This window comes from Nostoc sp. UHCC 0302, from assembly GCF_038096175.1.
Taxonomy (GTDB): Bacteria; Cyanobacteriota; Cyanobacteriia; order Cyanobacteriales; family Nostocaceae; genus UHCC-0302.
Genome location: NZ_CP151099.1, coordinates 1,271,593 through 1,285,678 on the forward strand (window position 1 = coordinate 1,271,593; position 14,086 = coordinate 1,285,678).

Annotated in this window: 12 protein-coding genes and 1 CRISPR repeat array; of the genes, 5 read left to right on the forward strand and 7 right to left on the reverse strand. The window is 40.2% G+C overall.

What is annotated here, in order from left to right:
• The first annotated feature begins 36 nt into the window (after positions 1-36).
• Positions 37-2,022, forward strand: a complete 1,986-nt coding sequence (locus tag WKK05_RS05255) for an ATP-binding protein (RefSeq protein WP_341528721.1) — start codon at positions 37-39, stop codon at positions 2,020-2,022.
• 278 nt (positions 2,023-2,300) lie between these two features.
• Here the strand turns inward: WKK05_RS05255 and WKK05_RS05260 are convergent, their stop codons facing one another.
• The 4 genes from WKK05_RS05260 to aroB form a co-directional block, all read right to left on the reverse strand.
• Positions 2,301-2,450, reverse strand: a complete 150-nt coding sequence (locus WKK05_RS05260) for a hypothetical protein (protein WP_341528722.1) — start codon at positions 2,448-2,450, stop codon at positions 2,301-2,303.
• Between the two features lie 12 nt (positions 2,451-2,462).
• Positions 2,463-3,167 (reverse strand): mobilization protein, encoded by a 705-nt coding sequence (locus WKK05_RS05265; RefSeq protein ID WP_341528723.1) that lies wholly within the window; start codon positions 3,165-3,167, stop codon positions 2,463-2,465.
• Positions 3,168-3,338: 171 nt separating this feature from the next.
• Positions 3,339-4,594: a CRISPR direct-repeat array (repeat unit 37 nt; unit sequence GTTTCAATCCCTAATAGGGATTTTAAGTAATTGGAAC).
• A gap of 461 nt (positions 4,595-5,055) precedes the next feature.
• Positions 5,056-5,721: an NIL domain-containing protein gene (locus WKK05_RS05270; protein WP_341531026.1), complete on the reverse strand. Its 666-nt coding sequence runs from the start codon at positions 5,719-5,721 to the stop codon at positions 5,056-5,058.
• 337 nt (positions 5,722-6,058) lie between these two features.
• Positions 6,059-7,150 (reverse strand): 3-dehydroquinate synthase, encoded by a 1,092-nt coding sequence (gene aroB / locus WKK05_RS05275; protein WP_341528724.1) that lies wholly within the window; start codon positions 7,148-7,150, stop codon positions 6,059-6,061.
• 204 nt (positions 7,151-7,354) lie between these two features.
• Here aroB and petL point away from each other — a divergent pair, with 204 nt between their 5' ends.
• Positions 7,355-7,450, forward strand: coding sequence for a cytochrome b6-f complex subunit PetL (petL, locus tag WKK05_RS05280; protein WP_341528725.1), 96 nt, complete (start codon positions 7,355-7,357; stop codon positions 7,448-7,450).
• Between the two features lie 221 nt (positions 7,451-7,671).
• On the opposite strand, the gene bioB is transcribed toward petL, so the two are convergent.
• The gene (bioB, locus tag WKK05_RS05285; protein WP_341531027.1) at positions 7,672-8,682 is read right to left on the reverse strand and encodes a biotin synthase BioB; all 1,011 of its coding nucleotides are present in this window, start codon (positions 8,680-8,682) and stop codon (positions 7,672-7,674) included.
• 384 nt (positions 8,683-9,066) lie between these two features.
• Here bioB and WKK05_RS05290 point away from each other — a divergent pair, with 384 nt between their 5' ends.
• From WKK05_RS05290 to WKK05_RS05300, 3 genes are all read left to right on the forward strand, one after another.
• Positions 9,067-9,813, forward strand: a complete 747-nt coding sequence (locus WKK05_RS05290) for a pentapeptide repeat-containing protein (RefSeq protein WP_341528726.1) — start codon at positions 9,067-9,069, stop codon at positions 9,811-9,813.
• An 11-nt stretch (positions 9,814-9,824) separates the two neighbouring features.
• On the forward strand, positions 9,825-10,403 hold the full coding sequence (rimJ, locus tag WKK05_RS05295; protein WP_341528727.1) for a ribosomal protein S5-alanine N-acetyltransferase: 579 nt from the start codon (positions 9,825-9,827) through the stop codon (positions 10,401-10,403).
• A 303-nt stretch (positions 10,404-10,706) separates the two neighbouring features.
• The gene (locus tag WKK05_RS05300) at positions 10,707-12,164 is read left to right on the forward strand and encodes a YdiU family protein (protein WP_341528728.1); all 1,458 of its coding nucleotides are present in this window, start codon (positions 10,707-10,709) and stop codon (positions 12,162-12,164) included.
• Positions 12,165-12,202: 38 nt separating this feature from the next.
• Here WKK05_RS05300 and WKK05_RS05305 read toward each other — a convergent pair whose 3' ends face one another.
• Positions 12,203-12,814, reverse strand: a complete 612-nt coding sequence (locus WKK05_RS05305) for a PAP/fibrillin family protein (RefSeq protein ID WP_341528729.1) — start codon at positions 12,812-12,814, stop codon at positions 12,203-12,205.
• A 640-nt stretch (positions 12,815-13,454) separates the two neighbouring features.
• Entirely contained in the window at positions 13,455-14,075 is a 621-nt protein-coding gene (locus WKK05_RS05310) for an exopolysaccharide biosynthesis protein (protein ID WP_341528730.1), read from the reverse strand.
• Positions 14,076-14,086 lie beyond the last annotated feature (11 nt).

Here is a 14,086-nt window from a genome sequence, read left to right on the forward strand (position 1 = left end):
CCTGCGGGTATAGCTTTCAAGTATCTATTTTTGCTCATGCATATTCTGATCATTGACGACGATACAAATGACCGCTTCATGATTATTCGAGAGATGCGCCGCGAGTTTCCTGGTGTAGTGGTTGTGGAGGTGGGTGAACCAGAAGAGTTTGAGCAAGCAGTAGCAGGTGACTTTGACTTAACGATTACCGATTATCAACTCCGTTGGACTACTGGTATCGATATATTACGTATTTTGAAGGAACGTTACCCTGAACGCCCTGTGATTATGTTTACGAATACAGGCACTCAGGAGGTTGCTGTTGAGGCAATGAAAAATGGACTCGATGATTATATCCTCAAGTCACCTAAGCATCTGCTTCGGCTATCAGCAACTGTCAGGTCTGTCTTAGAACGCAACGAAACTCGACGTAGAGCCAGCTTTTTAGAGAACCGTCTCCAATCTCTACTCAATCAACTCAACGTCGGCGTGTTTCGGGCAATTCCCGACAAACGAGAGCTAGAAGTCAACAGCGCATTTCTCAGGGTTTTGGGACTGAATACTTTAGACGAGCTGAAGTCTAATAGTGGGTTTGAGCAAATTTTTTCGACATTGAGTGAGATTACACCAAAGCAAAGACGAGAACGAGAATTAAAGCTACGCAGAGCAGATGGTTCTACCATCTGGGTTTCAGTAAATGAAACCTTAAGTACCACTGATGGAGATCCGGTGATTGATGGGCTAGTAGAAGACATCACTGGACGCAAACGCGCGGAACAAGCGCTTAAACGTTATGCTACCAGATTACAGACCTTACAAGAGCTAGACCGCTCGATTCTGCGAGCCATCTCTCCCCCTGGAATTGCCGAAGCGGCTCTGACTTTTACTTATCCATTACTTCCTTGTCAGCTGCTAGATGTGATGTTGTTTGATTGGGAGCGTCAGCAAGCAACTGTACTGGCTGTTCACTCTAACGATGAAATTGGCTTTGGCATCGGTGAAACTTTCTCGTTGCAAGATTTTGGCGACATTGAAACTTTGCAAAAAAACGAGGTGATCATCATTGAAAATCTAGCTGAGCATCCCAGACCCTATCGTGTTTGGCAACTATTATTTGATCAAGGCATTCGCTTCATCATGAATGTGCCTGTGATTGCTCAAGGACAGCTCATCGGTTCTTTGAATGTAGGAGCAATTGAGCCAAAATCATTAAATGATGAAGATGTGGAAATTGCCCACGAGGTTGCAAATCAGCTAGCGATCGCAATTCAGCAATCCCGGCTACGTGAGGAATTACAGCAATACACAGAACAACTCGAACTATTAGTTCATAATCGCACACATCAGCTTGAAGAAGCGAATAGTGCTTTAGAAGCTTTTGCCTACTCTATCTCCCATGACTTACAAGAGCCTTTGCGTGCTATGCGGGGATTTGCCACTATTTTGTTAGAGGACTATGATACGGCATTAAATTCAGTCGGGCAAGATTTACTTCATCGCATCGCCAGTAGCGTCGAGCGGATGGATAACCTGCTTGTAGACTTGTTAGACTACAGCCGCTTGAGTCGCGTTGATTTACCACTCCAGCCAATTAACCTCAACTCCTTGGTAACGCAGGTGCTGACGCAACTAGAGTCATCTCTGCAAGAAAAGCAAGCTCAAGTAACCATCGCTCAACCCCTGCTGGAAGTAGTAGGAAACTACCGCACCGTTGAGCAAATTGTTACAAATCTACTAACTAATGCCATCAAATTTGTAGCGCCTGGAGTACAACCCCAAGTCCGGATATGGACTGAACACCGCGAACGCTCTGTACGTTTGTGGGTAGAAGACAATGGAATAGGTATACAAGCGCAGTATTGGGAGCGAATTTTTGGCGTTTTTGAGCGTCTGCACAGCATGGAAGCTTATCCTGGTACAGGAATTGGATTAGCGATCGTCCGTAAAGGCATTGAACGTATGGGCGGCCAAGTTGGCATGGAGTCAGAAGTCGGTCAAGGTAGCCGCTTTTGGATTGAACTACCAGAATTTGGGGCAGTATGAAGGTCAGTGTCTTGAAATGACTCAAGCTGTTCTGTTATGGTGTTATTCGATAGTGTAAGCGCCGTAAGTTATTATGCTGGGGTAGTGTGGAAAGCGATCACCAAGCTGAAAAACCTTCAAACTCCCATTCCAAAGATTAAGTTACTGTATTATTTTTACTTAATGTACTAAGTAGCTCGGCATCACAATCCGAAAACTTTTAGTAAAATTGTATTGGTTTTAAGTTTTCCAATTTACCCAGAAGCTTTTTAAGCCAATACGGTTCAGTTAAGGGCTACTCATACAAAATTTTGGGTTTTCGAGACGCGATAAATCGCCGTCTCTACGAGTGTTTTGGTCTCATCTGAACCGTATTGCTTTTTAAGCTTGTTTTGTTGCGCTCTGGAGACTTTGAACTGGGTTCTCCATTCGCCCTCAGAAACTGACATTTTATTTCTTTCTTATTTAACTTCTTCATACCAAATTCCTACCTTTTCAAATGCAGCATAGGCAAGTTTCAAAAAGTTTACTACTCTCTGTCTTCCTATAATTCCAAATTCTTTATTCTCTCTTGCCTCTGCAAATGTCATTCGGTTTTGGTCTATTATGTTTCTTTCTTTATACGCTAGCTTCGGAAAATCTATGACGTTTACTTTATACTTTTTTATTAAATTCTGTAAACTTGCATCTGATTCTACGTGTGACCAATCATCGCATAGCCCAAAGTTGCGTACCATCACATGAGGGATTTTCTCTCCGTAGTTATTCACCGACTGCCCAAAGAGGTTTAGACTGTCATATCCCCCAGTAGATACAAACCACTTACAAAAAGTTACTCCCTCTATATTTCCTAATTCAATTAACTGATTTCTCTCTATCCACTCTTTTACTGCTCTATGAGATTGTGCTGCTAGATTCACCACTACTGGCTTAGTTGTTGCTATTTCAAAAATTCTATCTGCTTTATCAGCCTGCCGTTCGTTCTCACTAAATACTGCATACTGGCATATTTCCTTATATACTCCCGCTACATCTGGATTTGACCTATCGGTTTCTACTGGTACAAAGGGAATTTTTTTATCCAGATAGTACTGAATCATTGTCCGTGCTACTAGAGACTTCCCTACTCCGCCTTTTTCCCCATCTATTAAATGAATCGTCGGCATCAGAGCTACTCCTAATACTGGCTAAAGTTTGATGATATATCATCAGCTGGCTTAACGGTGTAAACTTAGTGGCCAGTAAGTTGGTTTCAACCCAAGCCAGTGTAAGTATAAACAAAAGACAATAGCGTGTAAACTTAGTGGTCAGTAAGTTGGCTTCAATCCCTATTACTCGCAACTTGGGTTAATAGGGATTTTAAGTAATTGGAACCAGCAATGATACCATTGCTTTCTAAGTACTCGGTGTTTCAATCCCTAATAGGGATTTTAAGTAATTGGAACTTTTTGGATTTTGATGTATTCAGGAGAAATGTAGGTTTCAATCCCTAATAGGGATTTTAAGTAATTGGAACCTGAGCAACAACAGCCTTAACATAATCCTGCTTGTTTCAATCCCTAATAGGGATTTTAAGTAATTGGAACTCAGGGACTTGTAGAAGCCTTCCATTACCTTGTCGGGTTTCAATCCCTAATAGGGATTTTAAGTAATTGGAACAATGCCGCCCAAGGGCAAGCAGGCAGGGCTAGAGGTTTCAATCCCTAATAGGGATTTTAAGTAATTGGAACCTACCAAGGCAGAGCGGATCAATTAATTAATTGTGTTTCAATCCCTAATAGGGATTTTAAGTAATTGGAACGTCATAGACATAATTCCTACTTCGTCTTAAATTAGTTTCAATCCCTAATAGGGATTTTAAGTAATTGGAACCGGGCAAGGATGGTAAACCAGGCAAAGATGGCAAGGTTTCAATCCCTAATAGGGATTTTAAGTAATTGGAACGGGTCATACATGAGGCTTTTTCAATTGCTGCAATTGTTTCAATCCCTAATAGGGATTTTAAGTAATTGGAACTTTCTTCTACACCATTTGATAGTTTTACAAGTGGGTTTCAATCCCTAATAGGGATTTTAAGTAATTGGAACCTACCAGGGTAGAGCCGATCAACTTTTAAATTGTGTTTCAATCCCTAATAGGGATTTTAAGTAATTGGAACAAAAAGCAATTCCGCAATATTTACGGCGCACCGAGTTTCAATCCCTAATAGGGATTTTAAGTAATTGGAACATTAATTCCGTTCCCGGATTGAAAAACATTGTTAGTTTCAATCCCTAATAGGGATTTTAAGTAATTGGAACCCTCTCCCCTAGTGCCTCTCAGGTAAGCTCCTTTGTTTCAATCCCTAATAGGGATTTTAAGTAATTGGAACTGGGACGCCCTGACGCAGTAATTCAGAGTGTCGAATATATTGGTTTCAATCCCTAATAGGGATTTTAAGTAATTGGAACTTTTAAGTAGAAATGCTCCATAAATCCCATCGATAGTTTCAATCCCTAATAGGGATTTTAAGTAATTGGAACTTATTCATGCGAGCAAAAGAAAGCTATACGCTTAGTTTCAATCCCTAATAGGGATTTTAAGTAATTGGAACGCTGGGGTCTACAAGCCTTACTATGTTTAGTTTTCAAGGTTCAAAGGTATCAACCTGGAGATAATATAGCTTTTCAGCAGTTTGCTCGTCAAGAGAGCAAGAGAGACAAATCAACTCAAAAGCTGTTCTGATAAGGGTTTAGAGGTTGGGTGTCAACCACAAAATTCTTTAAAAGAGTTCAAAGCTAGAGAGGATAAGCTTTTGGGCTGCTAAATTTCATCTTGGCTGAAAAACACTTACTGGTTGACACCTTATATCTAATTATCTACTTCAATTTTTGATGTTGTGCATTCTATTTTACAGCTACTATTTCCGTGCTATTTTATAAGCTGCTGGAAACTTTGACACATATCTAAAATATCACTGCCTTTTCTCAGAATGATGTCTGCTCGTCAGCTAAAGTTATTATACAACTGTGAAAATAATTTATACAGATATCGCTACAAGCTATAATATTTACTTTAATTTTGTTTATAATGGTGCAAAACCTCAGTATATACACTAGAAAAATCCAGCCAAATTGGTAGCCCCAATTTTTCTAGGTAACACAGACTGGAGTGGAGTTGCTTCGTTTTGCCCCACAAATCTAATCCAAACCAGCCATCATCTTGAATAGTAGGATTTAACAGCGCACTGGTAATATTGACTGTTAATCCATAACCAGAAACTAACTCAGAAATTACAGGTTTCTCATGATAGGTTTTTGAGATGCAAAGCTGCAAGCGTAGTCGATTGGTTTGACCTATAGAAATCCATCGCTGAAATTCTTCTTGCCATTGATTTGTTAACCATGCAGATTCTCTAGGTGTCAATTTGCTACCCAAATTGGGGAAAGGCTGCGAGTTTTGCTTAGGTTGAATGTGGTTGGCGATCGCAAGTTGCACTAAATTCACTCCCAATCCTTGCAGATATGATAGACCATTTGTAATTTCTTGCGCGTTGCCTGATAAATCCAAGTCAAACCAGCCATCACTATCATTATTTGATACTAGGAATGCAGCTTTGATATTGACAGTTAAACCATATCGAGAAACTAGCCGGGAAATTACAGGTTGTCTGTGATACCGCTGAGGTACGAGAATTCGACTATGAACTGGTTCAGGTTTTATAGCTTTATTAGGAGACATCATACTAATTCTCCGTAGCGATCGCACAGTCAAGGAACACTACTACCAAGGTAAAAAACTTGGGGTGAAGAAACTTTGGGTTCTTCAACTTTGCCCGACTGGATCTTAATCTCATGGAGATTCTCCTTTTTAAGGTTGTTCTAAAATACGGTAAATCTATCGGAATACTGTATTTAAAATCCATGTTAAGGATAATCGCAGAAAAATCACAGAAACACAATGCGTAAATTCTCGTAAGATGTAGCAAATTTGTGGAGAAGGTGAAGAAAAGCAGAGAGCAGAGAGTTAGGGGTACAAAGAAAATAACCAATGTCCCATGCCCAATGCCCCATACAAATTACATCTTCTGTAAAACCTGCCGAATTGTATCAGATGGCACTTGGTCGGTGACTGTTACTACACCAATCTGGGTTGGTAAAACAAATCGTACTTGACCTGCTTTAACTTTCTTGTCTAATTGCAAAGCCTCAATAATTGCTTCTATATCTAGCCCATCTGGTAACTGAGTCGGTAAACCCGTTTTTTGAATCAGGGCGTTTTGACGTTCTGCATCTTCTTTTTGCCACATTCCCAAATCTACAGCAATCTGCCCGGCTGCTACCATGCCAATAGCAACTGCTTCACCGTGATTGACTAAACGATAACCAGTCAAGCTTTCGACTGCATGACCGATGGTATGTCCATAGTTGAGAATCGCCCTTAATCCAGCTTCTTTTTCATCTTTACTAACAACATCGGCTTTAGCTTGGCAAGAGTGCGTTAATATAAGGTTTATCAGGTCGGTTTTTAGATAGCGGAGTTGGTCAAGACGTTTACTATCTTCCAATTGGGTAAACAATTCGGCATCCCAAATTATGCCGTACTTGATGACCTCCGCCATTCCCGCCCGAAATTCGCGCATGGGCAAACTTTTTAACACTTCTGGGTCAATTAATACCAAACGCGGTTGATGAAATGCCCCAATCAAGTTTTTGCCGTGGGGATGATTCACGCCTGTTTTGCCACCAATTGCCGAGTCCACCATTGCCAAGAGAGTGGTAGGCACTTGTACTACATTAATTCCTCGTAACCAAGTTGCCGCTGCAAAGCCAGTCATATCGCCAATTACACCACCTCCCAAAGCCACCATCGTCGAAGAACGTTCTAGGCGGTTTTCTAGGGCTGCATCGTAGATTTTTTGAATTGAGTTGAGAGTTTTGTAGCGTTCTCCTGGTGGAAGAGTGCAAGTAGCAACTTCAAATCCAGCAGAGTTCAGCGATGCGATCGCTCTTGCTCCATAATGTTTAAAAATCGTCGGATTAGAAACCAGCAGTACTTTCTTGCCTAGATTCAAAGCAGCCATCTGTTGGCCCAGTTGATCTAAGCTTGAAGATGCGATCGCAATCTCATAAGACTGCTCTGGTAGATTTACCTTAATTACAGAACTCATTACCCAACCCCATAGCGCCCGTGCGCTGGTATTCTATCGCAATCTGGGAGAGTGGGGAGTGGGAGACAAGGGGGAGCAGGGGAGAGAGGGATAATAACTACTGACAAATGACCAATGACCAATGACCAATGACCAATGACAAATGGCAAATGACCAATAACTAATGATTCAATAGATTTAGTGAAGTATTGTGGAGAAAGATAAATGTTTGCAGTGATCGCTTATATTGGCTTCTTAGGTTTGTTCTTTGGGTTAGCTCTCGGTCTATTCTTCGGTCTGCGTACTGCCAAGATAATTTAGTCGAGAGATACGTTTAACCTGTGATTCTCGTGGGGCAGGCATCCTGCTTGCCCTCAAATAAATAGGGATAGGCGAGATGCCCATCCCAGAAAAATAGTATTTACATAGTTCAACTAAGAGAGACGCGATTATACTCTTACGAGAAGCCGCTCTTCGAGCGTCTACGCGTCTTTACAGGAGTTATTAATCATTTCTCTCTTGTCTCCGCTCTATTACTCCCTTTATCCCACAACAGCCGGACTTACTACCTTTTCTGGCCTTTGGGAAGGAGGACGCATTTCTAAACCAAGTAAATTCAGCATTTCCCGGTCGGTATCATAATCTGGACAGGGTGTAGTCACTGTTAACATCTTGTTGTCGTCGCTGGAAAATATAGAATTAGCTCCTGCCATGAAGCAAAAAGCTTGTTCTACTTGGGAAAGTCTAGCCCTACCAGCGCTGAGACGGACATCGGAAGCTGGCATTAAAATTCTTGCTGTGGCAATCATCCGTACAACATCCCAAATGGGGACATCGGGCTGATTTTCTAAGGGTGTACCTGATACTTGGGAGAGAATATTAATTGGCACTGACTCTGGATGCGGAGCTAAATTTACCAGAGTGTGTAACATAGATACACGGTCATTGACAGTTTCGCCCAAACCGAGAATACCGCCAGAGCATACAGTAACATTTGTCTGCCGGACATTCTCAATTGTGTTTAGGCGATCGCCATATGTTCTTGTAGTAATAATCGTGCTGTAATATTCCTGGGACGTATCCAAGTTGTGGTTATAGGCGTACAGCCCCGCTTCTTCTAATCGCCTTGCCTGATTTGCCGTTAGCATACCCAAGGTGCAACATACTTCTAAACCCATTGCAGTTACGTCCTTGACCATTTCCAGGACTTCCTCAAATTGTGAGTTATCCCGAACTTCACGCCAAGCAGCACCCATGCAGATGCGACTTATTCCCGTTTCTTTGGCTTTTTGGGCGATGCTAACTACAGTTTCTTTTTCTAGGAGTGCTTGCGGCTTTACCTCTGTTTTATAACGAGAAGATTGGGCGCAGTAGCTACAATCTTCTGGACAACCTCCTGTTTTAATAGAGATTAGTTTACAGACTTGGATTTTTTTTGGGTCATGATATTGGCGATGTACACTAGCAGCTTGATAAATAAGCTCTAGCAATGGCGTATCATATATCGCCCTAATCTCTGCTTCCTGCCAATCGTAGCGTATTACCACCGATATCTATCCTTCTTGTAGATTGGATTTATCAAGAGCTATCTTTTGCTTAAATCTTTTAAAATACAGCGTTTGAGCAAAGCGATATCATCGAAGTTATGCCACAGACTGTGTTTTATCATTCATTAGGTCTGAATCCTTTCGCTCTAGATATTAGAAATCAGCTTATCAAGATTTTGGTTGTATGGCAGATTAATAAGAAAAATACTCGCTTTTACAGTTGCAAGTAGGCAAAAGCGTAACGATTTTGACAAAATACTTATATCTATTTAGTTAATTTTTTTTAATTGCAATACAACAAAATCGAGCGTTCCTAAATTCATGAGTTATGGATAACGCTTATTTTATTTTTGTAAACTGCATCACATTTCTCTACAAATTACCAAATAAATGAAAACAGAGCGTAAGGAAATCCTTAAAATTCATGAAGTCTCTTCTACCAAAAAATCCGCAGACCTTGACGGATGCGTTGCCAAAATTAAAGAAATTGTAAAATCAATTATTGTTTCCAGTGAAATACCGAAGGCAGCAATAGTTGCGGTCATTGCAGCATTAATTACTGCTTCAGCGATATTTTTCTTACTGATTGTGGGAAATTTCACATACGGATTAAGCCAACCAATATACCAATTGTCAGGATTAGCAGGTAATTTTGATGTAACTGTTGATTATCATCGTCAAGCTATTTTAACCGATTACCTAAAGATGATGACGCAGGTAATTTCCGAAGAAAATTCTAAACAAATTAAAGACAAATCACCAATTTTTCGGGCAATGACTCAGACGACCTTACAAGAGCTAGACTCAAAACGCAAACGTTATATTATCATGTTTTTGCAAGATACAGGTTTATTACAAATCTCATCAAGAAAGCAACCATCTTTACTTTTGGGAGCAAATCTTGTCGGTGCTAACCTACAAGGTATAAGTTTAAGGTCTGCAAACTTACAAGGTACTAATCTAGCTGGTGCAGATTTGCGTGGTACAGACTTACGGGACGTGAATTTTACTAATGCTAACCTGAATAAATCCTGCTATAATAGCCTAACTATTTTTGACAAAGAATTTCAGCCCAGCGCCGTAGGGATGAGAGAAGTTACAAAATCCCAAGAATGTGCCTGGAACACATCCCGTTAATGATGTAGTCTATGAAATCAGAACTGCCACTAATTACTAGCGATCGCCTATTATTACGAGTAGCAATCCAAGAAGATATACCCCAAATTGTCAAATACTTCACAGAGAACAAAACCTATCTTACTCCATTTTACCCACGTTGGGCTGAGAGTTTTTTTACTGAAGAGTATTGGCAGTATCAAATAGAGAACAGCTTTCTAGAATTTATTAATGACCAATCATTAAAATTATTTATTTGTACTAAAAAAGCTCCAAGTAAAATTATTGGAACTATCAACTTTAGTAATTTTATTCAAGGTGCTGCTCATTTTTGCTACGTAGGATATAGCCTTGCTGAGTCCAAGCAAGGCAAAGGTTATATGACAGAAGCATTAAAAGTAGCTACTGATTATGTATTTCAAGAATTAAATCTTCACCGGATTATGGCTAATTATATGCCCCACAATCGGCGAAGTGGTAATGTACTTAAAAGGCTCGGTTTTGTTGTTGAAGGATATGCTAGAGACTATTTGTTGATTAATGGACAATGGGAAGATCATATTCTTACAAGTCTGACAAATCCTAAGTGGCAAGCAGACAAATATTCTTGATAATAATTGAAAATTAAGAAATTTTTTAATATTTGGACATCTTGTAAAAGTCTTAATTTGAGACTTTTTCTCTGCGCCTCTGTCTTGGAAAGTTGAGGGCGGCTCTGCCGACTTATAGACACCCGTAGATGCGCTTTGCGCGGCTTAAGGAAGGATAACAGGCGTGGAAATTCCCTATAAAAGCGGACTCGTTCACCATACAGCTTCCTCTAAATCCAGAATTTTGCTATATGAGTTACTTTATGCGTCTATGGTGGCGCTAGAGGTAGTATTAAGGGAAGAATGAATTAAGCTTTGCTCGTAATGACTCTGGCTGAAACTCCAAACGACAAGAATTCTAGCAATCCTTTTCTTACCCTCAACTACGAACCAGCCTTAGAATCTCTAGGCGATGACTACTACGACGAAGTTGCAGCGGCAGAATTTCCCCAACACCTCCTACGTTGGCGCAACGATGAATTGCTACCCATTTTGGGGCTAGACCCCCAAGCAGTCACAGACGAAGATTTCATCACAGCCTTTGGCAAATTTGAAGGGCGCAAACCCTTATTAGCGCTACGTTACCACGGCTATCAATTTGGTGAATATAATCGGCAGTTGGGTGATGGCAGAGGCTTTCTCTATGGGCAAGTACGCGCCACTAATGGCGAATTATACGACTTTGGCACAAAAGGTTCTGGTAGGACGCCCTACTCCCGTGGTGGCGACGGTATGCTCACACTTAAAGGCGGCGTGCGGGAAGTTTTGGCAGCAGAAGCCCTGCACTACTTGGGTGTACGTACCTCCCGCTGTCTAACGATGATTGAAACAGGTTTATCCCTTTGGCGAGGCGATGAACCTTCACCTACACGCTCATCTGTGATGATCAGGATGAGCAGTTCTCATATTCGGTTTGGCACGTTTGAGCGCCTGCACTATTTCCAGCGCCCAGATTTGATTCAAAAGCTATTAAATCACGTAATTGAGCAGTATTACCAAGACTTAAGCACTGAAAAAGATAAATATGCCCTGTTTTACGCCCAATTAGTTAAACGGATTGCCGAATTAGTAGCACAGTGGATGGCTGCTGGCTTTTGTCATGCAGTCCTCAATACTGACAATATGTCGATTACGGGGGAAAGTTTTGACTATGGCCCTTATGCGTTTATCCCTACTTATGACCCTTATTTTATAGCTGCGTATTTTGACTATTATGGACGCTATTCTTACAGCTATCAACCAAGCATTTGCAAGTTGAATTTAGAAATGCTCCAAGAACCTTTAAAGTCGATTATTGATCAAGGTGATTTGGAGGCTGGATTAGCCAGATTTGATGAGTACTATCAAGCTGAATACAGGTCTTTGATGTTGAAAAAGTTGGGGTTTAAAGAGTTACAACATCCACAAACAGAAGAACTTGTGAATTTAACGCTTGATTTTTTACAAGATAGCCAAATAGGTTATCACCAGTTCTTTTATGAAATGGCTCGCACTTTTTCATCCAAATGGCGAGATGAACCAGCTTTTGTGCTGAATGCTTCAGATATTGTGCCAGTACCAGGAGCTTCAGCAATTTTTGATAATTGGTGCATACTGTACCATAAAATTTTGAATGATTTTGACCTCAGCAGTATTGATGGAATTGCTCAAACATTGGCTGATCATAATCCGAAAACTGTATTATTAAGGCCTGTAATTGAATCTATTTGGGAAGCGATCGCCCAAGAAGATAATTGGCAACCTTTCAATGATTTAGTGAAGCAAATTCAGTCTAGGCAATAGTTTTGGCTTTATTTACGAGTAAGGAGACTCTGATCTTTTTACTCGTATCGCAGTAGCACATACAAATTTTTTTGATTACCACGCATGAGGCGAAAATTTTCGTCTAAATAGGTAATATCTGTCCAGCCATTAAAGGAAAGTGTTGATTCCAAAGGCAACTGATTCTCGACTCCTAAAGCCTTACGAAAACTAGAGTCAGTCAAATCATTGCTTACGCTTTTAACGGATGTTTCTAGAAAATCAATATTGAGACGTTTAGAATCTTCTACTGTGTAACGCCCTTTAACTATAGTAATACCATTAATACCAGAACCTAGAGTAAATTCAATTAGGTTATTGTATTGCTGAGTATCTGTATAAACTTCTTGAAAGATACCAGTAACGCTGATACCTACATTCGGTAGTTTACCAAAAGAAACACGTTGCAGAGTAGTTTCTCGTTCTAAGCCAAATGTACTGTACAAAAGCCGCCAGCGCCCTTGAATCAATTCAAGATGGTTTGTTGGTTCAGTAGTAGGATTTACAGCCTCAAGCGATCGCGCTAATGTCTCGATTTGCTCCTTGGCTGTGGGAGTATAGTTAAACCCAATGTCACTAGCTTCTGAAATAGAAATCAGTTCTTGTTTGAGATTTATCAATTCGCCAACCATAAACTATGCACCTTAACTGAACTGTATTGAACAGTATTGTACTTTACACGATTTGTAGATTTAAGTGAACGGTATTGAGTTGTAATCTGAATTAAATCAATATATTTTTTTACTACAAAGTGCTAAAAGTTGGGAGTATAAGAAGGACAAAAGGGTTTAACATCATCGAATGAATAAAAAAAGCGTTGTCTTTTGCTCGTGGCTGTGCATCAACGTTTTTTTCAATTCTTCCTGATGCAGCGAGAACTCAGACGGATATATAGATAGTAGATGCACCTTAATTAAACCACAGCCCCCAGTCTTGGACTGGAGGCTTTTTTTTTTACAAGTTATTCATTTTTCAATGTTTGTAATTTTGTCCTAAAAACAATTTTGTTAAAAGTCGAATTTGTCCTGATGCTATGAAAACTAAAGCGGATCAATAAATGGTAGATGCACCTTAATAAATTATTGCCTTCAGCTTTTGGCTGGAGGCTTTTTTATATCAAGTTGTAATTCCTAGCATTTATAAATTAGTGATATATAAAAAACTTTTGTAAAAACTCAAATTTTCCGGATTTAGCCGTATTTAAAGTGGATCAATAAATGGTAGATGCACCCTAAAAAATTATTGCCCTCAGTCTTTGGCTGGGGGCTTTTCTTATCTAAATATAGATGGGAGCCAACTGGGAGCTAACCATAGAGCATAACCAATAAATGTAAATAGTAAGGTAATTAAGGCAGTGATAAAGTAGCTGATACAAATCAGTAAACCATCTGATTCGATGGTGGCAACTGCTAAAAGTAAAATGCCTACAGTGGGAATAGGATTAGTAAAGGGAACTGGTGACATTAGTAATAGTGTCAACCAAGATATACAAAGTCCATTGATGCGCCAAATCAAAGGATTATCGGCTATTTTGGCTAACCTGGGACGGGCAATTTTCTCTAATATTTTAGTGAGACGGCGCAGGTTTTGTAACAGTAACTGGGCAAACGGGCGAGGGAATTTGTAGTTGGCAATTCTTTTAGGTAGCCAAGGCGATCGCCTACCTAAAACCATCTGTATTGATAATATCAGGCTAGCAGCACCAAAAGGGCCAGCTAATCCTGGTGGCATGGGAAACAAAAAAGGCAAAACTAATAATACAATTACTAAGCTAAATCCTCGTTCGGAGGTTTCTGCCAGAATATCACCTAGAGTCAGAGGCTCTTGTGCTAGGCGTTGCAGCAGGGACTTAATATCTTGAGAAAATCTCAGATGTGTTTGGCGGGAGTTCATGGAAGTTGCTA

What these genes read in the sequence shown, in the direction of transcription:
- WKK05_RS05270 (WP_341531026.1), bottom strand. Translation starts at nt 5,721, where the DNA reads ATGTCTCCTAATAAAGCTATAAAACCTGAACCAGTTCATAGTCGAATT.
- WKK05_RS05310 (WP_341528730.1), bottom strand. Translation starts at nt 14,075, where the DNA reads ATGAACTCCCGCCAAACACATCTGAGATTTTCTCAAGATATTAAGTCC.
- rimJ (WP_341528727.1), top strand. Translation starts at nt 9,825, where the DNA reads ATGAAATCAGAACTGCCACTAATTACTAGCGATCGCCTATTATTACGA.
- WKK05_RS05260 (WP_341528722.1), bottom strand. Translation starts at nt 2,450, where the DNA reads ATGTCAGTTTCTGAGGGCGAATGGAGAACCCAGTTCAAAGTCTCCAGA.
- WKK05_RS05290 (WP_341528726.1), top strand. Translation starts at nt 9,067, where the DNA reads ATGAAAACAGAGCGTAAGGAAATCCTTAAAATTCATGAAGTCTCTTCT.
- aroB (WP_341528724.1), bottom strand. Translation starts at nt 7,150, where the DNA reads ATGAGTTCTGTAATTAAGGTAAATCTACCAGAGCAGTCTTATGAGATT.
- WKK05_RS05255 (WP_341528721.1), top strand. Translation starts at nt 37, where the DNA reads ATGCATATTCTGATCATTGACGACGATACAAATGACCGCTTCATGATT.
- WKK05_RS05305 (WP_341528729.1), bottom strand. Translation starts at nt 12,814, where the DNA reads ATGGTTGGCGAATTGATAAATCTCAAACAAGAACTGATTTCTATTTCA.
- WKK05_RS05300 (WP_341528728.1), top strand. Translation starts at nt 10,707, where the DNA reads ATGACTCTGGCTGAAACTCCAAACGACAAGAATTCTAGCAATCCTTTT.
- petL (WP_341528725.1), top strand. Translation starts at nt 7,355, where the DNA reads ATGTTTGCAGTGATCGCTTATATTGGCTTCTTAGGTTTGTTCTTTGGG.
- WKK05_RS05265 (WP_341528723.1), bottom strand. Translation starts at nt 3,167, where the DNA reads ATGCCGACGATTCATTTAATAGATGGGGAAAAAGGCGGAGTAGGGAAG.